This is a genomic window from Waterburya agarophytonicola KI4 (genome assembly GCF_020640915.1).
In the GTDB taxonomy this organism is placed as follows: domain Bacteria; phylum Cyanobacteriota; class Cyanobacteriia; order Cyanobacteriales; family Xenococcaceae; genus Waterburya; species Waterburya agarophytonicola.
Window position 1 is genome coordinate 14,674 of the sequence record NZ_JADWDC010000038.1, and the last position, 24,056, is coordinate 38,729.

Below are 24,056 nucleotides of genomic sequence, written 5' to 3' on the forward strand. Positions count from 1 at the left end.
TTTAAAGAAAAAGGGAAGAAAATACAATGGCACTTTCTCCCCTTACTGATTACTTGTTACTTAACCTACACCCAGCAGTACTAATCTGTAGTTCCTGTTTGCAAAGATTTTTCCGCTACTTTAGTCCATTCAGTATGAGAGAACTCACCTCTAGGACGATCTACTCTTTCGTAAGTATGGGCACCAAAATAATCTCGTTGAGCTTGAGTCAGGTTTTGAGGCAAACTAGCTCGACGATAACTGTCAAAATAGTCTAGAGAAGAACTAAAGGCAGGTACAGCAATACCCAACTGATTGGCAGTGGATAATACTTCGCGCCAGGCTGCCTGACGATCTATAATGGACTGCTTAAATTCAGGTGCGAGTAGAAGATTGGGCAGATCGGGATTTTCGTTAAACGCTTTTTTAATTTTGTCTAAGAAGCCAGCTTGAATAATACAGCCTCCTTTCCAAATTCGCGCTATTTCTGGCAAATTAAGCTGAAAGTTAAATTCACTAGACGCTTTGCTCAATAAAGCCATTCCTTGAGCGTAAGAACACATTTTGGAGCAGTAGAGAGCATCCCTAACTTTATTAATAAACTCTTGTTTGTCTCCTTCATAATTACCAGCAGGTGCTTCAATTTCTTTTGATGCAGCCACGCGCTCGTCTTTGTAGGCTGACATAACCCGAGCATTAACCGCAGCATAGATAGTCGGGATAGGTACGCCCAACTCTAGAGAGCTTACTACAGTCCAACGTCCCGTTCCTTTTTGTCCCGCAGCATCCAAAATAGAATCTACTAACGGCTTGTGAGTTTTGGGATCGGTGTTGCTGAAAATATCAGCAGTAATTTCAATCAAGAAGGATTTTAGCTCGTCCGTCTGATTCCATTCGCTAAATACTTGTTCTAATTCTTCGCCAGATAAATTTAGAGTACTTCTCATCAAGTCATAGGCTTCGGCAATTAATTGCATATCCCCATACTCAATGCCATTGTGTACCATTTTGACATAGTGACCAGCACCACCAGGACCAATATAAGTGACGCAAGGACCATCATCTACCTGAGCAGCGATTTTAGTCAAAATTGGCTCTAAATCTCGATAACCTGCTTCTGTACCTCCAGGCATCAGACTAGGTCCGTTAAGCGCGCCTTCTTCACCGCCACTGACTCCCATACCCACAAAACCCAATCCAGTAGACTCTAGGTCTTTGGTACGTCTTTCTGTATCGTCATAAAGGGAGTTTCCACCATCAATAATGGTGTCGCCTTTGTCCAATAATGGCTTTAATTGTTCGATAACTGCATCGACAGGTTTACCTGCTTTGACCATTACCAAAATATTGCGAGGACATTCTAAAGTTTGCACGAATTCTTCAAGAGAATAAGCAGCTTTAATATCTTTTCCCTGCGCCCTTCCTGCCATGAATTTTTCAGTTTTATCAGGAGAGCGATTGTATACAGCAATTGGAAAACCGCGACTTTCTACATTAAGAGCGAGATTTTCCCCCATTACCGCTAAACCAATTACACCAAAAGTTCTTTTTGCCATAGTATTTAACTTGCCCCAAAGGTTTCTTTGCTTGTTTGTCGGTTGCTAGAATGACTCTTGCTTATCAGTCTTTCTAGGAAAAGGCTAACGCAATTTTTCCAGTTTCTCTATGTTCCTTAATTAACTCTTTGATTTCTAGTGTAAGCAAGTTGTGTTATTGCTCGCTCTATGATTATTTAAATGTAGTTTTGTTAAATATGTCTTCTATTTTGAAGGTAAGGGAATTGAAGTTTTATCTTTAGCATAAACAGTTTCTAGCCAAAGGTGTTTGGCGCGGTCTATATTAATCATTGCCTCGTCCATAGTCATTCCTTGACTCATGCACCCAGGTAAGTCGGGAATCATGACAGTGAATCCTCTTCTCTCGGGATACACGTCAATGGGATATTGAAGAGATAAATAATAAGATAGGGAATCGTGTTGAATCTTTAGCCCAGGCTCTTCCATTATCAATCTTGGTTGGATTTATAAAATTTAGAGGAGATACGAAAAATCGCACCTACGTTATATGCGAAAAAATTTGATTGTCCAGGCTAGGGATTCAAAACTTAATATTGTGTCGTGATGGCTTGAAGACATAAATGATAAATGATCAATGGTTGGAATCTGAACTAGAGTTGTTGCGTAATAGTTTGAGAAGAGGACAGCAAGGTTTAGCCCACTGGAATGGAGGAGAGATGGCAGTGTCTGCCGTACCTGGGGCGGGAAAGTCTCACAGTCTTTCTGTGGCAGCAGCGATCGCCATTGCCCGCAATCAATTACACAGTCGCCGACAGTTGATTGTAGTTACTTATACTCGCTCCGCAGCAGCCAATATTAAGCTCAAGATTCGCGATCGCCTCAAGGATTTGAAGCTTCCTCCTGGAGGTTTTGTCGTTCATACTCTACACGGGTTAGCCCTTAATATCGCTAATTCACGTCAGGAGTTGGCGGGATTAAATTTAGACAATGTCAGTATTGTCGTACCGAACGCGGAACACCGTATTATTAGAACTGCGGTAGAACAATGGATCGGCGATCATCCAGTAGAATATCAAACATTGTTGGAAGGGATCCAGTTTGATGGGGAAGAAACCGAAAGATTGCGCCGTCAGTCGGTATTGCGGACGGAAGTTTTACCCCAACTAACTAATACAGTGGTGCGAGAAGCAAAAAGTTCGGGATTATTGCCAGATGAATTGGCGCAACTGAGTCAAAGTGCTAGGGATGAATATGGCATTTTAAATATTGCAGCAGGATTATATCAAGAATATCAACGGTTAATGCGATCGCAAGATCTGATTGATTATGACGATATGATCTTGGCTGCTTTAAAAGTCTTAGAATATCCCCCCATGAGATTGCTCTGGCAGAATCAGGTATACGGGGTATTTGAAGATGAAGCTCAAGATTCTAGTCCCCTACAGGAAAAATTAATCTCTATCTTGGCTGGTAGCGATGAAGTTAATTCTTCACCCAATCTAGTACGAGTGGGAGATCCTAATCAAGCCATTAATTCTACCTTTACCCCCGCAGATCCGATCTACTTTAAATGGTTTTGCCAAAATTGCCAAACTAAAAACAGCTTGACAACGATGAATCAAGCGGGAAGAAGTAGTGAGATAATTATTGATGCTGCCAATTTTGTAGTGAGTTGGGTCAATCAACAGCAAGGCGATCGCAATCCCGAACAGTTACCCTTTCGCGAACAAAAAATTGTCACTGTCGATCGCGGAGATCCGCAACCCGATGCCAATCCTCAACCTGAGGGTAGTGGAGTTATGATTACTAATCCCGATGATGTCTATCAGACAGTGAAGCTAATTGGCGAAAAAGCGATCGCTTTATTTAAAGAGCATCCCGATCACAATGCAGCTATTTTGGTACGAGAAAATCGTCAAGGACGTTTCTTGGCTCAAGAATTAGCTTATCTAAATAAGGAACATGATATAAAAGTTTACGAAATCAGCGAAAGCGAAAGATATTCCCAGATTCCTGGGGAAATACTCAAACTATTACAGTTTATCGATCGCCCCCACTCCCCAGATAATCTCAAAGCAGCCCTGGAGGTATTGCAGCAAAGAAGTCTTATTCCTACCCAAGATCTCAACGCCTTAGCCACCTCTCCCGAACAATTTTTATATCCCACTGTTTTAACTCCCCCTCACAAACCCCAAGTAGAAGAGGCTCGTCGCTATTGCTGTAACTTACTCCGCGCCCGCATGGAATTACCCCACTATCAAATAATTCCTTTTTTGGGTATGACTTTAAAATATACGGGTTCGGAATTAGCCACAGTACAAAAACTATCAGAAAGAGTCAACCAGCAAATAATCGGACAAAGTTCCCTTAAAGCCAGTATTAATGCCCTAGAGGAGATTGTGACCGCCGAAAATTTTGAAGGGGTAGAAGAAGATAACGAGGATCGTTATACTCGCCCAGGACAAATAACCATCATTACCATGCACAAGGCAAAAGGATTAGATTGGGACTATGTATTTATTCCCTTTCTCCACCAAGATATTTTGCCAGGACAACCTTGGATACCCAAAGCCAGTCAATTTCTTGGCAATTTCACTCTGTCAGAAGTCGCCCGCGCTCAAATAAGAGCGATCGTCCACCATCAATATATATTAGGCGATCGACCCCAAGTAATACCCTTACCTAACGCAGCCTGGGAGGAAGCAGTCAAGCTCAAACAAGCAGAAGAATATCGTTTACTATATGTAGCTATGACTAGAGCTAAACGTCTCCTCTGGATGTCCGCAGCCCAGTTAGGTCCTTTTCGTTGGAGTGTTTTTCGCCAAGATAGTGCCAGTAACTTGCAGCAGAAAAAACCCTGTCCTGTTTTACCTGCATTGATCGGGTATTTGAGAAATGAATATTAATTACGCTCAATTCTCAAGAAGAGTAAAATTTTATAGCAATTCCCATACCTATAAAGACCAAAAGAAATATAATCGTGAATTAAATCGCTTAAGAGTTGCCATAGAACACGTTAACCGTCGGCTAAAAATGTTTAAAATATTATCTTTTCCAGATCGAAATCGTCATCGAAGATTTGGTTTGAGAATTAGTTTCATTGCAGGTATTTATAATTACGAATTAGCCTAATAAATAGGCTTAAATAATTAAATTGATTGATTAATTTAAGGTTATTTATTAACCGCTGAAACAGTTTTTGCTGTTATTTTTCAAAGTTTGCGATCGCCAGTAAAACTTAATTAAAACAATCGCTCAATTCTTACTATTTCAATCATCGAGAATTGAAATTAAAACAGGCTCCAATCATACCATAAAAATTTTTACACGAACACTCAAGCATATAAGCCAGCTACATACTCTCCATAACCGTTATAAGGCAGAGTTTCTTTAATTTCCCAAGACAAACCAGGCCCCTTGCTAATAAACTTCTCAGTCGCCTGCGACCAGCGAGGATGGGGCACGTTAGGATTTACATTAGCCTCAAACTTATATTCATTAGAATCTATAGTATTCCAATAAGTAGCTGGTTGTTCAGCAACAAACTCAATTCTAACAATGGACTTCGCACCCTTAAAACCATATTTCCAAGGAGTAACCATGCGTAACGGCGCGCCATGTTGTTTGGGCAGATCGTGACCGTAAATACCCACCGCAAAAAAAGCCAACTCGTTTGCCATCTCCTCAATTCTCAATCCTTCCCTATAAGGCCAAGGTAACGAGCCAAAATGAAAACCTGGCCCTGTGGTAATCTCTGGGTCATAAAAAGAGGTGAAACTCACGTATTTAGCCTTAGCAGTCGGTTCGACATCTGCTAACAAAGCCTTCATCGGAAAACCAATCCAAGGCAACACCATCGACCAAGCTTCGACACATCTAAAACGATAAATTCTTTCTTCTAAAGGAAACTTAGTTTTTAGATCGTCGAGGTCGTAGGTACGAGGATTTTTAACCAAACCGCCAACTTCTACTTTCCAGTTTTCTGTAGGTAAGCTTTGAGCATCGAGCCAGATTTTCTTGGTACCGCCATACTCATAAAAATTATTATATTGGGCAGCTACCTTTTCTTCTGCAATAGGTCGATTTACTTTGGCAAAATTAGGATTCTTGTTAAATGATTTGATTTCAGGCAAATTAATGCTTTTTTCTAAAGCTGTCTCGGATGAAGACTTACCAATGTTAGATCCTGCCTGACATCCCCCCAGAGGCAAGAGACTCGCACCAATTCCCGCTCCCACCAGAGATTTTATAAAGCTACGACGGCTGTAATAAAGTCTGGGGGGTGTAATCTGATTTTCTGATATTTCCCAAGATTCGGGAATACGAATTAAAGCCATCGGAATTTAATAAGATAAATAATTTCTAAGACTTAATCAAAGCTAAATCCTTAATCAAAGCTAAATCAATTTTAGACTCTTCTCCCTCAGTAATTTCCGCTTTAATATCAGGGCCAAAAAACTTTTCAATTTTTTCTCGTCTTTCCTGCCATTGCTCTAGATTAAAGAAAGGAGAATAAAATTCCATCAGCAAAGTATAAGCACCATCCCTCGAATATTCTTGAAGACCAACTAAGATAGGTCTTTCTTCGTCCGTAGGACTCAAACCAAACTTGGCCAATGACTCGTCTAAATGAGCTTCCTGCCCGTAACGAAAGCGAGTAACATCTTTACGCAACTGCTCTTGGGTAGGGGTTGCTTGCGATCGCAATTCTTTTACTTCCGGAGTAGTTTCTTTAGTGTAAGGTACAGGTTTCAATTCTGATGCCTTTAAAGCCAAACCTCCTAACAATAAAGGAATTCCATAAAAGAAACCTGCCAAATTAAGGGTGTTCATTCCCACAGCATAGGCATAAAAACCAACGACAGTTAGTATCCCTCCCACAGTCAAGCCAACTGCGGCTAATGGTATTTTACGCAACATAATAAAAAATTGTTTAAATTTGTCAATATTGTCTATTCTAAAGCTATTGGATACTTAGTTTTAAAGAAATTATGGATAAAGTCGACATTAGAGCCAAAATCGCTCAAATGGCAGCCAAAAGAGATTCTTTAGTAGAATTGCTTGAAAGACCCAACTTAGGAACTCTCAGAATAGACGTCGACCAAGCTTTAGAAGAATTAGACGAGCTTATTGAAGAGTTTAATGAAACTTTTCCCGAAGAGAAAGTGTAATTAATCGATCGCCCTTCGCCCTAGTTGTATGATAATTATTGACTTAACAGTTGAGACTTTATTTAAAGATTCAATTCACGTTTTAGATTTAGGTGACTATTGAAAAAGTGAAGTATTTTTTTCTGAGCGATGGCTGGACTTACGGTAGAGTTTGGGAGTTTGGCGGATTATGGGATCGTCTTAGTTGGGGACGCAAACCCGAAATTAAACGCCTCAATTGTGGCGCGATTCAACAAGAAGAAACTTTATGGCTTCATGCTGTGGAAGATGCCGTGTTGATGGTTGAAGTTCATCCCAAAGAAACATCCTCCGCCGAATCTAGTATTGGACAAGTCGTACTCAAACGTTTGATCGATGCAGATCGAGCAATTGAAATACTGAGCGAATCACAATCAATATTCAATAACTCCTAGTTTCTCGATTTCAAAAACTATTAATTTGAGACTGAAAAACTTTACAAAACTTAACATTTATCGATAACAGTCGATAAATCTTGCAATAGGTTCTAACAATAGTTACACTTCTTTAAATAAATAGTATTTTCAAGTCTTTCTTGAACAAGCCTAATTTCTAACTAATGGCGATTGGGCTTGCCCTGATAACCATTGGGTTTGAGGCATAAATACAGATTACAAAATAACAGTCAAAATTAATTCCACTAATTGACAGTGGTCTATTAGCAAGATCGACAATAGTTCGATCTCACTAAACAAATTATTTAATTAATAGGAGGGGTCTAGTCTATGGGACTACCTTGGTATCGAGTTCATACGGTCGTTCTGAACGACCCAGGAAGGCTAATATCAGTTCACTTAATGCACACCGCTCTAGTAGCAGGCTGGGCTGGTTCGATGGCTCTATTTGAGCTAGCAACGTTCGATCCTAGTGATGCTGTCCTCAACCCTATGTGGCGACAAGGTATGTATGTACTACCTTTTATGGCACGTTTGGGTGTAGACACATCTTGGGGTGGCTGGAGCGTTACGGGAGAAACTGGCGCGAGTGCTGGTTTCTGGTCTTTTGAAGGTGTTGCGATCGCACACATTGTCTTATCTGGTTTACTGTTCCTCGCAGCAGTATGGCACTGGGTATATTGGGATTTAGAATTATTCGTCGATCCTCGTACTGGTCAAACAGCATTAGATTTACCAAAAATGTTTGGTATCCACTTGTTTTTGTCTGGTCTACTTTGTTTTGGTTTTGGAGCATTTCACCTCACAGGAGTGTGGGGACCTGGAATGTGGGTATCAGATGCCTTCGGGGTAACTGGTCACGTCCAACCAGTCGCACCAGAATGGGGTCCTGGTGGGTTTAACCCCTTTAATCCTGGCGGTGTTGTCGCTCACCACATTGCGGCTGGTGTAGTTGGTATTATTGCTGGTTTATTCCATCTCAGCGTTCGTCCTCCCGAAAGACTATACAAAGCTTTACGGATGGGTAACATTGAAACAGTTCTTTCTAGTAGTATTGCTGCGGTATTCTTTGCAGCTTTCGTAGTTACAGGAACTATGTGGTACGGAAACGCTACTACCCCCATAGAATTGTTTGGTCCTACTCGTTATCAGTGGGATCAGGGATACTTCAACCAAGAAATTCAACGTCGTGTTGAAACTGCAATGGATGACGGCATGACTCGCTCTGAAGCTTGGTCGACAATTCCTGAAAAACTAGCCTTCTATGACTATGTAGGAAACAGCCCCGCTAAAGGTGGTTTATTCCGTACTGGTTCGATGGATAGTGGAGATGGCATTGCTCAAGAATGGTTAGGACATGCAGTATTCACCGATGGTGCAGGACGCGAACTCAACGTTCGTCGTATGCCTAACTTCTTTGAGACATTCCCTGTGATCCTAGTTGATGAAGATGGTGTTGTTCGAGCGGATATTCCTTTCCGTCGTGCAGAGTCTAAACTTAGCGTAGAACAAAGCGGAGTTACAGTTTCCTTCTACGGTGGTGCTTTAGACGGTCAAAGCTTTAGTGATGCTCCTACAGTCAAGAAATATGCTCGTAAGGCTCAACTTGGCGAAGCTTTTGCTTTTGATACAGAAACATTAGGTTCTGACGGTGTATTCCGCACCAGCCCTCGTGGATGGTTTACTTTCGGTCATGCCGTATTCGCTCTATTCTTCTTCTTTGGTCATATTTGGCATGGTTCTCGTACATTGTACAGAGACGTATTTGCTGGTGTTGACCCCGAGCTAGAAGAAGAACAGGTAGAATGGGGCTTCTATCAAAAAGTGGGTGACAAATCTACTCGTGCCAAGCAAGAAGCGTAGAATTACGCTATTGGTTAGGAACTTTTAGCTGAATGTTTGTTAGGGCGATAGTAATTTATTCTCTCCCTAACAAACAAACAAAAATCAAATCTCTAATGATTTTAGCGGTAAAATAATAGTAAATAAACTTTAGGATTTTAAATATGGAAGCTGTTGCATATATTCTAGTGTTGGCTATGGCGATTTCAGTTCTCTTTTTTGCGATCGCTTTTCGCGAGCCACCCCGTATTGAAAAATAAATTAAGCATTAATGTAAATGAATGTAAATTAAACACAACTAGTCAATTCAAAGCACTATTTAGTTGAGTGTTCGGAATTCCATAAGTTGTTAATAATTTTTAAGTTTTTGCCATTTCTGAGTCATTTTTACTTATTGTCTGTTAACTAACAGATTATGATGTAGAGAACGGCTCAGATTTGTCGTTTATGCGAACATGTTTATAATGAAAGTATATTTTTAGCTCCATGCACTGTCCTAATTGTCAGCACACGGAAAGTAGAGTCCTTGAATCTCGTTCGACAGAAAGCGGACAAAGTATTCGCCGTCGTCGAGAATGTTTAAACTGCAAGGGACGTTTTACCACCTACGAAAGAATTGAATTAGTTCCTATTACAGTAATTAAAAGAGATAGCAGTCGGGAATCTTTTGATCGCGCTAAATTACTTAGAGGCATATTAAGAGCTTGTGAAAAAACAACAGTTTCTTATCAAAAAGCAGAAGCTATTGTTGACGGCATAGAAGCAAGGTTGCAGCAAAATTCAGGCAAAGAATTTAGTAGCAGTGAAATTGGCGAATTAGTCTTACAAAACTTACGCTATGAAAATGAAGTAGCCTATATTCGTTTTGCTTCCGTCTATCGAAAATTCCAGGGAATTAAAGACTTTATTGAAACTTTAAATCATCTTCAAAAAGAAAATTCAAATTCCAAGAGTCCAGAATTTACTACCATTAGATAGTCTTTGTCTTTAATAAGAAAAACATAAAAATCAATTAAACTTTCAGCAAAAAAAATAAAAAAAAGTTACAGCCACCCCAATAAAAAGTTACAATGCTATAATGCCATCTTGCCGACAAGCAGATATATTTCAGTGGCAAAGTGTTTGAGCGGGTTTTCGTAATCCGACAATTAATCTTTGTTGGCGGTCACGCTAGATGAATGTAGGTGTAGGCTACACGAAGATCGGGTGAGTGTACATCAAGCAGGAGGCTCATCAATCAAAAAAATAAGGAAATACAACAAGGACATCTAACCCATATGGTCAATCAGCAAGCAAATAGTACTAAAGATATTGGTTTTACTCACGAAGATTTCGCTGCTCTACTCGACAAATACGACTACCACTTCAGTCCTGGAGATATAGTAGCAGGAACAGTTTTTAGTATGGAACCTCGGGGTGCTCTGATTGACATTGGCGCTAAAACAGCAGCTTATATTCCCATTCAGGAAATGTCAATCAATCGAGTTGACAACCCTACTGAAGTTCTTCAAGCTGACGAAACTAGAGAATTTTTCATTCTCACTGACGAAAATGAAGACGGACAGTTAACTTTGTCTATCAGACGCATCGAATATATGCGTGCTTGGGAGCGCGTCAGACAGCTACAACAAGAAGACGCTACCGTACGTTCCAATGTTTTTGCTACTAATCGTGGTGGTGCATTGGTTAGAATTGAAGGTTTGAGAGGATTTATTCCTGGTTCTCACATTAGTGCCAGAGAAGCAAAAGAAGACTTAGTCGGAGAAGATCTTCCCCTAAAATTCTTGGAAGTAGATGAAGAACGCAACCGACTAGTTCTAAGTCATCGCCGAGCATTGGTAGAACGTAAGATGAACGGTCTAGAAGTAGGTCAAGTAGTCAAAGGCTCTGTACGTGGTATCAAGCCTTACGGTGCATTTATTGACATCGGTGGAGTAAGTGGTTTACTTCATATTTCTGAAATATCTCACGATCACATTGATACCCCACACAGCGTATTTGGTGTTAATGACGAACTAAAAGTGATGATCATCGATTTAGATGCGGAAAGAGGTCGTATATCTCTATCCACTAAGCAGCTAGAGCCAGAACCAGGCGATATGCTCAAAAATAGAGAGATAGTATTTGAGAAAGCCGAAGAAATGGCAGAGAAATATCGTCAAAAACTATTAGCCGAAGCTGAAGGAATTACTTTAGAGGAAGCAGCAGAAGCAATTCCCTCCGCTGTTGAAGAGCCTGTAGTAGAAGAAGCGGTAGAAACTACTACTACTGAAGCAGTAGAAACTCCTGCTGAGGAAACCGAAGGAGTATTAGAAACTGCAACTGAAGTGGCAGAAGACATAGTAGAATCCAGCACTGAAGCGGTTGAAGGAGCAGTATAAACAGTTAAGGAAGCAGTAGAAAACGCCCTTAAAACTCTGAAAGGTAGAAGTTAGAAAGAAATAAGATTTCCAATAAGGAGAATGAATTTAAACCACGTTCTTTTTGTTGAAACAATAATTATACAGAGGGGTAATCCCCTCTCTTTTTTTGGTTGGTTAGTTGATAGGAGAAAAATTTTGTCTGTTCCCATGTCTTCAAGCGATCTGACGATCGCCTGTCAAGGTTTAAAATTCAATAAGATAGCTGCAATTATTTTCGATAAAGATGGGACTTTAGAAAACTCTTTACCATTTTGGCGAGAAGTAGCTATTCAGAGAGCGCGTTTGATTGATGCCCAAATACCAGGAGTAGGAGAACCTTTATTAATGGCATTTGGGATACAAGACAATGCCATAGATACAGCAGGCTTAATGGCGGTTGGCAGTCGTCAAGAAAATGAGATTGCTGCTGCTGCTTATATTGCTGAAACAGGAAGGAGTTGGCACGAAGCTAGAAAAATTGCTCGTCAAGCTTTCGATGAAATATCACAATCTAAGTACCTCATTAAAAATCCTGAATCTGCACCCCTATTTCCTGAAGTGATAGAAACTCTGCAATCTTTTAAGAGCGAAGGCTTGAAGCTAGGAATTCTGTCTGCTGATTCTACCCAGGGAGTAGAAGAATTTGTCACCAATCACAAACTACAAGACTATATCCAACTGAGCATGGGAGTAGATGGCAAACTATTGAAACCAGACCCCCAGCTTTATATACAAGCTTGTCAAGCTTTAAAAGTTGCTCCAGAACAAACTTTGATGGTGGGAGATTCTTGGGGAGATATTCAGATGGCAAAAGCAGCAAAAGCAGCAGGAACTATCGCTGTTATTCGTCATCAAGGCTCAGTATCTCTTCCAGGAGATGTTACGATTTTTAGTTTGTCTGAAATTCAAATTTTGTCAGACTCAAACTAAACTTGTATTATATATCCTATGCTTGGATATTTAGGTTAAAATTCCGCGTACCTGCTATTTAATCTCTCTAAGAGGACTATACAAAATTGTCTCGTAATTACTTATTCACCTCCGAATCAGTCACAGAAGGTCATCCTGATAAAATCTGCGATCAAATTTCTGACACCATCTTAGATGCTTTACTGTCTCAAGATCCCCTAAGTCGCGTTGCAGCAGAAGTGGTAGTTAATACTGGCTTAGTGTTAGTCACTGGAGAAATTACTACCAAAGCCAATGTTAATTATGTTGATTTAGTTAGAAAAAAAATTGCTGAAATTGGCTACACTAATGCAGAAAATGGTTTTTCAGCAGATAGCTGCTCGGTATTGATTGCCTTAGACGAACAATCTCCAGATATTGCTCAAGGTGTCACGTCTGCTCAAGAACAGAGAGAAAATCTTAGTGACAGCGAACTAGATCGAATTGGTGCTGGCGACCAAGGAATTATGTTTGGTTTTGCTTGTAATGAAACTCCAGAATTGATGCCTATGCCTATAAGTTTGGCTCATCGCATGTCCCGCCTTTTGGCACAGGTGCGCAAGCAAGGAGATTTATCTTATCTGCGTCCTGACGGCAAAACCCAGGTTTCGGTTAAATATGAAGACGGCAAACCTGTTGGAATTGATACCATCCTTATTTCCACTCAGCACACCGAAACCATCGACGATATTTCCGAAGGGAGTGCAGTTCAGAGAAGGATCAAAGACGATCTTTGGTCTGGGGTAGTTCAGCCTATTTTTGCCGACTTGGAAATCAAGCCAGATGACAACACTCGTTTTTTAGTTAATCCTACGGGTAAATTTGTCATTGGCGGGCCTCAAGGCGATTCTGGCTTAACTGGTCGTAAAATTATTGTCGATACCTATGGTGGCTATTCTCGTCATGGTGGTGGTGCTTTTTCGGGTAAAGATCCTACAAAAGTAGATCGCAGTGCATCCTATGCTTGTCGTTATGTAGCTAATAATATTGTGGCAGCAGGTTTGGCGGATAAGTGCGAAGTTCAGGTTAGTTATGCTATTGGTGTAGCTAGACCAACTAGTATTTTTATTGAAACTTTTGGTACGGCTAAGATCGCTGAAGAAAAATTACTGAAATTGGTAACGCAGCATTTTGAATTACGTCCTGCGGGAATTATTCAGACGTTGGACTTGCGTAATTTACCTCAGGCACGAAATGGTCGTTTTTATCAGGATGTGGCTGCCTACGGTCATTTCGGTCGGAACGATCTCGATCTGCCTTGGGAAAAAACAGACAAAGCTCAATTGTTAAAAGAGTTTTTGTTATCTGGTAGCGCAGCTTAATAATTTTTTAAAATTGACTGTAAAAATTATCATATTTGATGTAGAAGGGTTAGTCCGACTAACCCCTTTATTGTTGCTGAGGCTGTTAACTTAAAACAAGACATAGGAATAGAAAAAATAAGCTACAGTGAACTGAATTCTTCAATTAAGTCAGATTTAGATTTGTATGTTGGCTCTAGATAAATTATTCAAACATCATAAAAATCGCCGTGTTGCTGTAGTTTTGGCTTTACTCGGAACAGTTACACCGATCGCAGGATTGCATAAACTATATTTAGGGCAGCCAATTTGGGGTATTATTTATTTGGTTTTGTGGTCTACGCCTATTCCTCGTATTGCATCTGCTATTGATGCAGTATGGTATGTGGTTCAAGATTTAGAGCAGTTTGAACGTCAATTTAACGGACACAGCCAATATAATCTTAATACTTCTCCTCAAGTAAAAGCGATCGCCGAAGCAATGAGAGAATTGGATAAACTGCGAGAAGATGGTTTGGTGACAGAATATGAGTTTGAACAAAAACGCCGACAGCTATTAGATCGGATGGCTTAAGGAGAAGGTTTTTTTAGTTATTGTGAAGCTTTAAGAATTTTTCAACACAGCGGACAAATATTTCTACTCCCATACCCAAAGCAGTTTCATCAAAGTCAAAGCGGGGATGATGGTGGGGATATGCTAAACCTTTTTCGGGATTAGCCGAACCCAAAAAGAAATAGCATCCTGGGACTTGTTGGAGGAAAAAAGACATATCTTCTCCCCCCATAGTTTGACATTCTGGCACGACACCAAGGGGAGTTTCTACTACTTCTGCTGCAACAGAAGAAACTAATTCTGCGATCGCGCGATCGTTTATAGTGGGGGGATATAGTTGCCAGTGATTGAGTTCGTATTTAGCTCCGTGCATCTGACAAATACCAGCCACAATTGCTGCTAATCGTTCTCTAATTAGGGTTTTTAGTTCGGGACTAAAATAGCGAATTGTACCACTCATTCTAGCTGTATCGGCAATCACGTTTAAAGCCGTACCCGCGTGCAATTCCCCTATTGTTACCACCGCAGAATCTAGAGGTTTGACGTTACGAGAAACAATGGTTTGTAGGGCGTTGACTATTTGACTGGCTACTATAATTGAGTCTACCGTTTGATCGGGCATTGCACCATGACCGCCCTTACCCAAGATTGACAGGCGAAAACATTCTACCGCAGCCATTAACGCCCCGCTTCTGACGCCAACCGTACCTAAAGGTAGATTATTCCATAGATGCAAGCCAATAATTGCGTCTACGTCGGGGTTATTTAAGACTCCCTCTTCAATCATTGGTTTCGCCCCCCCTGGACCTTCCTCCGCTGGCTGAAAGATGATTTTTACCGTTCCCGAAAAGTTATCTTTATGTTGGGATAAGTAGTAAGCTGTAGCTAGAGCGATCGCAGTATGTCCGTCATGTCCGCAAGCGTGCATCTTGCCATCATGTTGAGACTTATAAGGAACTTCATTAGCTTCTTGCACTGGTAAAGCATCTATATCAGCGCGAATTGCCATAACTTTACCAGGAAAGTTACTAGTGATGGTAGCGACAACACCCGTTTTAGCAATGCCTGTTTGGTGAGGAATTGACCAAGATGTTAGTTTCTGCTGAATAAATTCTGCCGTAATTTGTTCTTGAAAGCCTAATTCTGGTTTTTGATGTAAGATGCGTCGCCACTCGACTATACTTGACTGCAACTTGCGTATCTCAGCACGAATTTGATTTAAGTCAACAGACTGCGATTCTTTGACGGTGAAAACCATTATTCAAAATCCAGAATTAATTAAATTAGTAAAAGTAAATTAGTTTTTAATTGATTTGCGAGAACTTGTAAACTGACCGTGAATATTAACGCTATAGGGGATTAAATAAGTAATTAAACCCGATAGCCATCTGGTTCGAGTCATTTCCCCTTTAGCTAGAGCAGAACCATGATTGATCGTAAATAACACCGAACCAACAACTAAGGCTACTTTCATAGCAGTAGGGGCTAATTTAGGATCGAGTAATGCTTGAGTGAATTTCATTATAAGAAAACAAAATACTATCTGTAAATTTAAAAGTTTTTTAATTCTTATTTTATTGAAGCAGAAGAACGTTCTTCTTCGCAAAACTTCATATTGAGTTGGCGGTTAGTTATCAGACAATTCCAATCGATCTATTCCACCCAAACACAACAGCCAAAATACCACAGCTAACCAATGAATAGAAATGGAGATCCAAATCGAACCAGTAGACAAATAAGCAATAGTGCAAGCCAAGCCTAGTATAGCTGCAAAAGTTAGGAAAACAGGATTTGAAAAAGTTTGTTTTCCTGCTGGGAAAAAGGTAAGTCCGTTGAGGGGATGATAAATAACAAATAGAAACAAACTAACAAGGGAAGAGATATAAGTAAATCCTAAATCTGTATTTTCTGAAGGGTAAGGTAGTAGCAACGCTCTAAAAAATAGTTCTTCTAACAGTGCGGGTGCGACTAATGATGTAGCAGCGACTCGAATTATGATTAATTTAGATGAGTTGAAATTCCATTGCAAAAAACCTGTCCACAAACCAAAAAGTAATGCAATAATTGCATAAACTGACAAGATAAAAAAACCCTGAAGCCAATCTAATTTTGTGGGTATAGTTACAAAACCCGCAACAATAGGCTCCACAAAAGTATTCATAGCTATCATGGTAGATATCAGGGCTGATGTAATGAACTACAAACCGATGGATGAATAATAACAGAGAGAAATAATTTATTCATTAAAAATCATTTCAGTTATAGATCGCAGCCCCACTATTTCATTTTCACGATCCGAACTCACGTTAATATAAATTATGGTCAAATTCACAAGCAATTTCTACAGCAGCACGCCCTTTAACGTTTGCTTCTTCAGCAGTTAGAAAAATGCTATCAAAGTTAAATGCAATCCCCGAGAAATCAATGATACTGAAGTGATATAGCTTGTCCAAAGTACGATAAACAAGCAAAGTATAGCCGTTGATTCCAATTATATTTTGAATTGTCATGGTCTACTCCTGTATGAAAATAATCGCTTAACGCTATTGCTTTTAGTTCCAGTTACTAGTAAATACCGACAACATAAGTAATTTATGCAGTGTAGGAGAGTTTACTAAAACAATGCAGTATCGAAAAACTATTTAATCAAAGGTAGGTTATGAAAGATGGCGGGTCAAAATTAATCAATTTTGCGCGTGAAAAAACCTTCGCTCTCATTCTGTTTTTAACAACACTGTATTGACTGGTATTTTTTTCTATAACTTATATTAGGCTTTTTATTTGGATCAAAAACAACCGTGATCTTACTTAATTTAAGTGGTTTTTTGAGCATATTCTATTTTTACTCCGTATTTTTCCTGACAGTTTCTGGGGTAAAAACATGTATTTAGAACAGAAGAACTAGGTTTGATTTGCTTTCAAAGGCTGGGCTAAAATCACATAATCATCGATCGCATAATGGGATAAGTAATGTTGTAGGAAATATGATTGGCTGAAATTGCTAAGATGATTTTGAGGTGGTAGATTATTTCGAGCAAAGCGAGCAAATTCTTGTTTGTTTATCTTTCTTTTTCCCGTACAAGATAAGTATTTATACCAGTTTAGTTTTAGTCCTAGTGCTGTGACAAACATTTCCACAACTTCTCGTTCGATAACACTGTCTTCTGTTAGAGGAATGTCAAAGGTATTGAAAAGTTTTTTACCTTGAATAATTAATAAAACTCGACCATCGGGACTTAAGTTTTGTTGAAATATTTGTTGATAAATTTGATGGGATAAATGGCGTTGTTCTGATTCGTAGAAGAAGCAGTGGGAGATAATAATAAAATCAAAAAACTGTCTGGGTATCTGGGTATAATAATTATTATAGTCAAATAAATTAGCAGTATTAAACCGAAAATAGGTATTGAGGGGTTGGCTAAAAGAATCTATATATCTGCGCCAAAATTGCAAGCCACGGTACTGTAAATCTGCTTGTTGTTCTAGGGAATAGTAGTTTACGCGATCGCAAATTGTAGGGGAAAATTTTTTTAAATTAGCTGATAAAAGAGCCAAACTAACTATAGATGTGTTTACTCCTGCTGCCAAGTCTAAAATATTAATATTTCTCTTTAATAACCCTTCTTGATAAATGAAAAACCACGCTAAATAAACACAATAAACATTTTCGAGAAAATATTTAATAAAATAAACATGAGGGGTCAAAGAGTAATTATAGGCTGGATCTTTTCCTTGTTTTAAACTATTCAAATCTTCCCAAGCTTGAGTTAACTCGCGATCGCGTATTTCATCGGGAACTTTATTTAGCTCAATCTGTAAAAATTCTACTAGGGCAATTTCCAACTCTTCAAACACTGGTAAATTAATACCTGTAGGTTGAATTAAATTGGGTTCTAATTCATTTAATTTAAAACCATGGTGGATATAGTTAATAAACTCTGGCTGGGGTTTTAAAAAGCGATCGCTTGAGCTTGTTTCTTGTAAGTGATGGGTTAAGCGATCTATTTCTTGGCAATAGTAATTAAGAGAGTTATTGCTTTTTAGTTGTTGCTGATATAAAGTAGCTAAACAAGATAGCTGGTTTCCCGATGTTTCTAACTGCTTGAGAATTTTTTTGGCTTTAGTTTTCTTCCCTTGCTTTAAAGCTTTTTTTAGTTGATAATCATACCAATAATTAGATAGCCAATTAATCATAAGCAAAACCTGCCTTTCCTTCTAAAATTTCTGTAGGGGACGACCAAGCTATTAAGTGATTTTCCAGATTTTGTTTAAAATCATGATAACTTTCTGCTACGTCGTCATACCACCAAGCATACTTTTGTTTCAAGGCGATCGCTTGATGGGGAGTAGAAGCAATCAAAGAATTTTTATGAGTAGGATGAAAATCTTGTAATACAATTCGATCTATGCCCATTAATTGACTAAAGAATTTATCTCGATCTGCTATTAAAGTAGGTAAAAGCGGTGTAATCGTGACGCTAAAGTAAATTTTATTTTGATGATTGCTGGCAATACTATATCTCAGCTTATTAATAGTTTGGAGGCGAGCTTTAACACTAGGAGATCTGGGTTCAAAATCTTTTCTGACAATTTCACTCCCCGTAGGTATGCTCAAGTTAATTCTTAAATATTCAAACTGCTGTAATAAATCCAAATCTCGGACAATCATTGGACTGCGAGTTTGAATTACTAAAATAGGTTGATAAATTAACATCACTTTCAGCAATTGTTTAGTTAATTCCTGTTGCTTTTCAATTGGTTGATAGGGGTCGGTAACGCTACTCATATAAATACGAGGAGGTGTATCGTATTTTTTTTGCCATTTAGTCAATTCTCGATCTAAAAGATCGGCTGCGTTGGTTTTGATAGCGACCCAGTTCCCCCAATCCTGGCGTTTCTGGCTATCAGGACTAAAAGCAGCAGCATAACAATAACTACACCCATATTGACAACCGCGATAGGGATTGAGGGTAAAATCATAAGCAGCCATAAATCCCGTAGCCTTATTTAAAAGCGATCGCGCTTCTACAGTATAAATATCAGTTTTAGCCCGCGTTTCCTTGAACAATAATGACGATCTTCGGTCTTTTTTTGCTTCATATTTCATAATATTGATTGCATCAAACTATTAATAAGTTTTAGAGATATTCCATATAGTAAAAACTGTAGCGCGAGGATAGTTAAGATTCCCAAGAAAACTGTCGAATAACCATTTTTGAAATTGAGACTAAAACTTTTAATTAAGCGATCGCACCCCAAGATAGCCAAAATAAAAAAAACAATACTACCTAATAAATTAAATGCTGGCAAACTAACTGCTAGCAACTGTGATATACCTAGAATAAAAGCAATTTGATAAACAGTTTGAAGGCGATTTTTAATATCAATACCCAACTTAAATCTAGAAACAATTGCTAAGCTAATTGCCGAAAATAAAGTATATAATCCCAAATTAATCAAGTTAGTATAAATGCCAAAAGAAAAATTAGTATCTGATACATTTTCTGGCCGATAATATTCTTGAGGCCAATTCAATGGAATAACATCGCTAGCGAGCTTGGTGGGAGATCGTTCTCCTTCTCCCGTAGTATAGACACAGCCAACCCTAATATTTCCAGATTGGGTAGCATGCTTCTGTACGGCTTCAACTACATAAATATGAGGAAAAATTTTCTCCCCATAACTCGATACAACAGGATTTTGGGTAGGATCTAAACTATTAAATGCTCCCGCCTTAACATTAGCAAACCTCTGACAACCGTAAGCTGCAACTGTCTGGGTGACTTGAGATAAAGGAAAAATACTTTCTTCAGAGCGAGCGATCGCTTTTTCTCCTGCTAAATTAACTCCCAAACGACAATAATTAGGGGAGCCAATAGTAGTTTGACACAGGGCAGGAATTTCTTGAGAAGTAGAGCGAGTATCGACTCCATTGGTATACACTCCCAAAAAAATCAATACTACCGTAGCCAAAATCCAAACCACAGGAATAATCAAGCGATCGATGAATCGAGCTTGATTCTTGTCAAAATCATCAAATCGTTCCTCTTTGTCAGTTTGAGCATTAACAGGAGCAAAACCATATTCCGTACTGCTACGTTTAACTTTGTTAGCAGCAGGCTTTTTCTCCTCTATTGACTTAAATTCTGCTAGAGTTGCCAAACTATCAAAACAATAGCGACTCAGCCAAATAGCCATAGTACTACGATCTTCAATTGGTAATTCAGTAATTTGCTTGAGCCATCTTTTAACAGCAATAGGAGCATTTTCTGGATCGGTAGTTGTCTTGCCTTTAAAATAGTCATCCAAGCCAGGGAGTATTTTGTGTTGATTGCTGGAGGATAAATGATGAAAAAACTTAACCAAGCGGATAATTTCTTTTTGAGGCGGAATAATATCCCCTGTAAGTATTTTCCGATTACTCACAAAACAATATTCAGCCAGACCATGAATTTCAGTTTTAGTTTCGATGCCCCAAAGATCGCTTTCTTTGGCAAAGGTATGAATTTCTTCTTCTTCTAGAGGTTTACCATGAATCAGTCCTGTATTTTGCAGCAAACCCGTATCCTCAATACTAACTTCATCTTGAAAATCTTCAAATTCCTGCAAATTTATTACTTCTGCTCGATCCAGGGTCGAATTGCCAAGAGTATCCATCTCTTCTTCATCAATTTGAATCGGCGACTCCATAAAAACTTGCCAGTCTGGTTCGACTTCTCCCAATTTACGGCTGTAGAGCCATATCCCCGACAAAGTATCCAAACCCAAACTTGCGATCGCACTTGAGATTGTATCTGCTAGTAATACATAATCTGCAAGATAATCTGCTTTGCGGTTGATATAGATGTGTAGCTTAGAATTGTGGACAATGACCTGAAAGCGCAAATTCTTATTACCACAGGAACTTTTCAAAGCTCGAACTATCAAATCTCGATCCATAACCACACAACTTGGGACATAACAGTATCAAGCTTATGATGCCCAAAAAGATCGGTAAAATTCGTTTATCCTATGGGAAAGACCTAGTTATTTATAGGAGAGAATTGCCAGATCGCGCTACCATTTTTTCATGAAACTGAGAATTCAATAAGTATATATGTCGATCGAGAAAAACCTCTTACCCACAGAAATTATCCTAACTCCCGCACGTCAATGTATTGCAAAGCTCAATCTCAATCGTCGATTGCAACCAGGAAACTATTTGGATTTTGAGGGTAAAACCTACGCCATCCTTGAAAGACATCATTTCTATCAATATCGAGTGGGAGGCTATCGTTTTGATAAAGCGACACTGCACGTTCAAGAGTCAAAAAGACCAGAAGAAACTAGTCTCATCGGAGATCGCTATGTGATTGGTAATGCCAACTGTCGTTTCAATGCGCGATCGGAAATTATGCGCTGTGCGGTCAATCCAGAAGGACCTTGCCAGGAATGTCGTTATTTTGAATTAGCCAACAATTAAAACCAAAAAATAGTGTTAAATCGAACAATATACATCCAAAATATTTTCACTGAGCAAAGTATCGGGGACTCTATGATGCAGGGATTTGTTCAAAACTACATGGGATACGAGCAATTAGGGACTTATCTAATTTCTCTCTTTGTAGCACTAATCTTGGCTGCAATTATTGCTTTCCATCCCCAAACCTATGGTAAAAAAGAAGATATTAATGAGATTGAAGCACCGAAAACTCTGATATTTTATGCCATAATCGGTTCTCTGGTTGGGGCAACGGTAGCTGATTATGGCCCTGAATTAGGATTTATTTTTTTTGGTTTAGGTGGGCTGATGCGTTTTCGTACCAACACGGGTACATCTATTCAAACTGGAAGATTAATTTTAGTAGCATTAATCGGTCTTTGCTGTGGCTTAAAAATGCTCTATATTGCGGTAATATCTACCCTGGTGGCTTGGATTTTAATTTACTTCCTAGAAAGAAGAACTCTCTATCAAATAGAAATTAAAGGCTTTAAAAATAAGCTTTTTCTCGAATCAGTTTCCGCCTATCGCCGCTTGCTGAAAAAGCAAAAATGCAACATTATTATTGAGAAAAAAAATCTCGACAAATCTAAAGTTAGTTTTATTTTTAGTTCCCCTCCCCACCTGAGAAGAGAAAGTCTAGAGAATTCTTTTAACCAACAAATCCCCGAAGAAAATCGAGGATCTGTCGATTGGAATGTGGGAGTGAAGTAGTTAAGAATTATACTTCTACTTTGACTCCTTTCCAGAAAGCGACGTAACCTTTGATATTGTTCGCTTTTTCTTTAGTTTCGGGATAATACCAGGCTGCATCTTTATTTTCTTTGCCATCAACTACCACGGTGTAGTAGCTCGCTTGTCCTTTCCAGGGACAAGAAGTCTGGGTGGAACTTTCTTTAAAATACTCTTGCTTAATTGAATCTGGAGGAAAATATTGATTGTTTTCCACCACTTCTGTGCGATCGCTTTCCGCTATGACTTGACCGTTCCAAATTGCTTTGGGCATTGTTTTAAAATTAAATAATTGCGCTATTGATTATCTTATGATTTACAGGCGATCAAAAACCACTCGTTTATACTTTACCCAGCCATAGCAAGCTAGCAGTAATCGTCGCTATTAAGAATAAAGCAAACCAAATAAACTGATTATCTTGACTATCTGAGGGGGGTCGCTCTAAGTCGATTTTTGGCAATTCAACTGAACTTTTAGGGGTTTGTTTTTTTGCTGCAACATAGCGAGATAAACCAGGCTCGGCATCTCTCAGATCGGGAATTTCACTCATCCACTCCTTCGGACGCTCTAACTTGGGAGCTTTAATAATATATAAAATACGTTGGGCTTGTTCGCGGGTTTGGGTGTTGGGATGGAGGATTAATTCTTGACATAAGGCGATCGCTTCGGGGATTTTGTCCGCAGCTTGATAGGCACTCAGTAGCCATATTTGAACTTCTCCTCCTCGTCTTGAATTGAGGGGGATTAATTCTCGTGCAGCTTCTAAATATTCAATACTAAGACGATAATTTCCCCTTTCTAAGGCAGTTTGTCCTGCTTGAAATTTTTGCTGAAACTTTTCTAGATTATCTGTCGTCACTGTTAGATATATTGTGGTTATTACTGAGGTTTCTCTGACAATTATTTTACTGTTCTCAAGATCTAAACAATAATGTACCAAATATCATGATCCAAGAAAATCAATCTAAATTCAATTGGCGTAATACTTTCGGTGCGTTAGCAGTGGGGTTAGTTTCCCTTGGCTGTTTAGATACTTTCGCCACAGCAGCACCAATTCCAGAGAATTTTGAGATAGCGCAAGTAGGTATTCGCAGTAGAGTGCAATCCCCAGTTCCTCTCAACCTGAAACCTCGCTTTCATACTCCTTTACCTCGGAGCAACTATTCTAACTATCGCCATCATGATTATGGCAGAGACAATTACCACCATCCCCACCACAGTAGAAATAGTAGAAATCGCGATCGCGGTAAAGTGATTATTATTAGTCCTGGCGGTATTTACGGTAGTCATCGCAACGAAAGCGATCGCGGTAGCTACTATAATCGTGGCAGTTATAATCGCCATCCCCATGGCAGCGATCGCCGTACCCGAGGCAGTTATATTCAAATTGGCTTATGAACTACTCCTACCTACTCCGTGAGGTAGGAGTATCCTAAAATCACGTTTGGGTTGCGGGTCTTATTCCGCTTTCGAGCTTCCCGTCTCACAGGCTTCTGCCTCCACCAAACAAGTTTAGTTTTGGTCTTATGATGCCTCCACAGGCAGAACCGCCAGCACCGTGCGGTTTATTATTTTTGTTTTATTCGGCTAACATATGCTGGAATGTATACGGTTAGGTCTTATTGGTATTGTACCCGTACTTTAACACCATCGACATAGAGGTTTTCTTATGATTGAGATCGAGAGCTAGTCCCTGGCACACTTCTAAGGAAACGAA

The 24,056-nt window shown here is 39.3% G+C and carries 27 protein-coding genes; 14 read left to right on the forward strand and 13 right to left on the reverse strand.

Features of this window, described 5'->3' with window-relative positions; translation table 11 throughout:
- Window positions 1-80: 80 nt before the first annotated feature.
- Entirely contained in the window at window positions 81-1,535 is a 1,455-nt protein-coding gene (gene gnd, locus I4641_RS14695) for a decarboxylating NADP(+)-dependent phosphogluconate dehydrogenase (RefSeq protein ID WP_229641295.1), read from the reverse strand.
- Window positions 1,536-1,739: 204 nt separating this feature from the next.
- Window positions 1,740-1,982, reverse strand: coding sequence for a type II toxin-antitoxin system HicB family antitoxin (locus I4641_RS14700; protein ID WP_229641296.1), 243 nt, complete (start codon window positions 1,980-1,982; stop codon window positions 1,740-1,742).
- A gap of 134 nt (window positions 1,983-2,116) precedes the next feature.
- Between I4641_RS14700 and I4641_RS14705 the strand changes: the two genes are divergently transcribed.
- Entirely contained in the window at window positions 2,117-4,402 is a 2,286-nt protein-coding gene (locus I4641_RS14705) for an ATP-dependent helicase (protein WP_229641297.1), read from the forward strand.
- Complete coding sequence (locus I4641_RS14710; RefSeq protein WP_263858239.1) at window positions 4,392-4,628, forward strand: transposase family protein; 237 nt, start codon at window positions 4,392-4,394, stop codon at window positions 4,626-4,628. The genes I4641_RS14705 and I4641_RS14710 overlap by 11 nt, the downstream gene beginning before the upstream one ends.
- Window positions 4,629-4,831: 203 nt before the next feature.
- Here I4641_RS14710 and msrP read toward each other — a convergent pair whose 3' ends face one another.
- Window positions 4,832-5,833, reverse strand: a complete 1,002-nt coding sequence (msrP, locus tag I4641_RS14715) for a protein-methionine-sulfoxide reductase catalytic subunit MsrP (protein ID WP_229641298.1) — start codon at window positions 5,831-5,833, stop codon at window positions 4,832-4,834.
- 25 nt (window positions 5,834-5,858) lie between these two features.
- Window positions 5,859-6,416 (reverse strand): DUF2854 domain-containing protein, encoded by a 558-nt coding sequence (locus I4641_RS14720; protein WP_229641299.1) that lies wholly within the window; start codon window positions 6,414-6,416, stop codon window positions 5,859-5,861.
- A 71-nt stretch (window positions 6,417-6,487) separates the two neighbouring features.
- On the opposite strand from I4641_RS14720, the gene I4641_RS14725 reads away from it, so the two are divergent.
- The 9 genes from I4641_RS14725 to I4641_RS14765 all read left to right on the forward strand — a co-directional run bounded on the left by I4641_RS14725 (window position 6,488) and on the right by I4641_RS14765 (window position 14,147).
- Entirely contained in the window at window positions 6,488-6,667 is a 180-nt protein-coding gene (locus I4641_RS14725; RefSeq protein WP_229641300.1) for a hypothetical protein, read from the forward strand.
- A gap of 107 nt (window positions 6,668-6,774) precedes the next feature.
- Entirely contained in the window at window positions 6,775-7,080 is a 306-nt protein-coding gene (locus I4641_RS14730; protein ID WP_369426800.1) for a hypothetical protein, read from the forward strand.
- Between the two features lie 330 nt (window positions 7,081-7,410).
- Window positions 7,411-8,943, forward strand: a complete 1,533-nt coding sequence (psbB, locus tag I4641_RS14735; protein WP_229641302.1) for a photosystem II chlorophyll-binding protein CP47 — start codon at window positions 7,411-7,413, stop codon at window positions 8,941-8,943.
- Between the two features lie 143 nt (window positions 8,944-9,086).
- A complete protein-coding gene (locus tag I4641_RS14740; RefSeq protein WP_106236019.1) occupies window positions 9,087-9,182 on the forward strand; it encodes a photosystem II reaction center protein T in 96 nt (31 codons plus the stop codon).
- A gap of 226 nt (window positions 9,183-9,408) precedes the next feature.
- A complete protein-coding gene (gene nrdR / locus I4641_RS14745) occupies window positions 9,409-9,900 on the forward strand; it encodes a transcriptional regulator NrdR (protein ID WP_229641303.1) in 492 nt (163 codons plus the stop codon).
- 299 nt (window positions 9,901-10,199) lie between these two features.
- Window positions 10,200-11,303, forward strand: coding sequence for a 30S ribosomal protein S1 (locus I4641_RS14750; protein ID WP_229641304.1), 1,104 nt, complete (start codon window positions 10,200-10,202; stop codon window positions 11,301-11,303).
- Window positions 11,304-11,492: 189 nt separating this feature from the next.
- A complete protein-coding gene (locus I4641_RS14755; protein ID WP_369426801.1) occupies window positions 11,493-12,254 on the forward strand; it encodes an HAD family hydrolase in 762 nt (253 codons plus the stop codon).
- 86 nt (window positions 12,255-12,340) lie between these two features.
- Window positions 12,341-13,594, forward strand: a complete 1,254-nt coding sequence (metK, locus tag I4641_RS14760; protein ID WP_229641306.1) for a methionine adenosyltransferase — start codon at window positions 12,341-12,343, stop codon at window positions 13,592-13,594.
- 166 nt (window positions 13,595-13,760) lie between these two features.
- Window positions 13,761-14,147, forward strand: coding sequence for an NINE protein (locus I4641_RS14765; RefSeq protein WP_229641307.1), 387 nt, complete (start codon window positions 13,761-13,763; stop codon window positions 14,145-14,147).
- Window positions 14,148-14,160: 13 nt separating this feature from the next.
- Here I4641_RS14765 and I4641_RS14770 read toward each other — a convergent pair whose 3' ends face one another.
- From I4641_RS14770 to I4641_RS14800, 7 genes are all read right to left on the reverse strand, one after another.
- Window positions 14,161-15,384 carry a M20 metallopeptidase family protein gene (locus tag I4641_RS14770; protein WP_229641308.1) on the reverse strand — a complete coding sequence of 408 codons (1,224 nt, stop codon included), beginning with the start codon at window positions 15,382-15,384 and terminating at the stop codon, window positions 14,161-14,163.
- A gap of 39 nt (window positions 15,385-15,423) precedes the next feature.
- On the reverse strand, window positions 15,424-15,648 hold the full coding sequence (gene nrtS / locus I4641_RS14775) for a nitrate/nitrite transporter NrtS (protein WP_229641309.1): 225 nt from the start codon (window positions 15,646-15,648) through the stop codon (window positions 15,424-15,426).
- Between the two features lie 105 nt (window positions 15,649-15,753).
- Window positions 15,754-16,287: a CPBP family glutamic-type intramembrane protease gene (locus I4641_RS14780; RefSeq protein ID WP_229641310.1), complete on the reverse strand. Its 534-nt coding sequence runs from the start codon at window positions 16,285-16,287 to the stop codon at window positions 15,754-15,756.
- A 145-nt stretch (window positions 16,288-16,432) separates the two neighbouring features.
- Complete coding sequence (locus I4641_RS14785) at window positions 16,433-16,636, reverse strand: hypothetical protein (protein ID WP_229641311.1); 204 nt, start codon at window positions 16,634-16,636, stop codon at window positions 16,433-16,435.
- Between the two features lie 391 nt (window positions 16,637-17,027).
- Window positions 17,028-18,320 carry a hypothetical protein gene (locus I4641_RS14790; protein WP_229641312.1) on the reverse strand — a complete coding sequence of 431 codons (1,293 nt, stop codon included), beginning with the start codon at window positions 18,318-18,320 and terminating at the stop codon, window positions 17,028-17,030.
- Complete coding sequence (locus tag I4641_RS14795) at window positions 18,313-19,233, reverse strand: SPL family radical SAM protein (RefSeq protein ID WP_229641313.1); 921 nt, start codon at window positions 19,231-19,233, stop codon at window positions 18,313-18,315. Before I4641_RS14795 ends, I4641_RS14790 begins: the two co-directional genes overlap by 8 nt.
- The gene (locus tag I4641_RS14800) at window positions 19,230-21,065 is read right to left on the reverse strand and encodes a hypothetical protein (RefSeq protein ID WP_229641314.1); all 1,836 of its coding nucleotides are present in this window, start codon (window positions 21,063-21,065) and stop codon (window positions 19,230-19,232) included. Before I4641_RS14800 ends, I4641_RS14795 begins: the two co-directional genes overlap by 4 nt.
- Window positions 21,066-21,228: 163 nt before the next feature.
- On the opposite strand from I4641_RS14800, the gene I4641_RS14805 reads away from it, so the two are divergent.
- Together I4641_RS14805 and I4641_RS14810 are read left to right on the forward strand one after the other, a co-directional pair.
- Window positions 21,229-21,588 carry a DUF6464 family protein gene (locus I4641_RS14805; RefSeq protein ID WP_369426803.1) on the forward strand — a complete coding sequence of 120 codons (360 nt, stop codon included), beginning with the start codon at window positions 21,229-21,231 and terminating at the stop codon, window positions 21,586-21,588.
- A gap of 72 nt (window positions 21,589-21,660) precedes the next feature.
- The gene (locus I4641_RS14810) at window positions 21,661-22,320 is read left to right on the forward strand and encodes an MgtC/SapB family protein (protein WP_229641316.1); all 660 of its coding nucleotides are present in this window, start codon (window positions 21,661-21,663) and stop codon (window positions 22,318-22,320) included.
- 7 nt (window positions 22,321-22,327) lie between these two features.
- Here the strand turns inward: I4641_RS14810 and I4641_RS14815 are convergent, their stop codons facing one another.
- Both I4641_RS14815 and I4641_RS14820 read right to left on the reverse strand, forming a co-directional pair.
- Window positions 22,328-22,612, reverse strand: a complete 285-nt coding sequence (locus tag I4641_RS14815) for a DUF427 domain-containing protein (protein WP_229641317.1) — start codon at window positions 22,610-22,612, stop codon at window positions 22,328-22,330.
- Window positions 22,613-22,679: 67 nt separating this feature from the next.
- Window positions 22,680-23,198 (reverse strand): outer membrane protein assembly factor BamD, encoded by a 519-nt coding sequence (locus I4641_RS14820; protein ID WP_229641318.1) that lies wholly within the window; start codon window positions 23,196-23,198, stop codon window positions 22,680-22,682.
- Between the two features lie 86 nt (window positions 23,199-23,284).
- Here I4641_RS14820 and I4641_RS14825 point away from each other — a divergent pair, with 86 nt between their 5' ends.
- Window positions 23,285-23,737 (forward strand): hypothetical protein, encoded by a 453-nt coding sequence (locus I4641_RS14825; RefSeq protein WP_229641319.1) that lies wholly within the window; start codon window positions 23,285-23,287, stop codon window positions 23,735-23,737.
- Window positions 23,738-24,056: the final 319 nt, after the last annotated feature.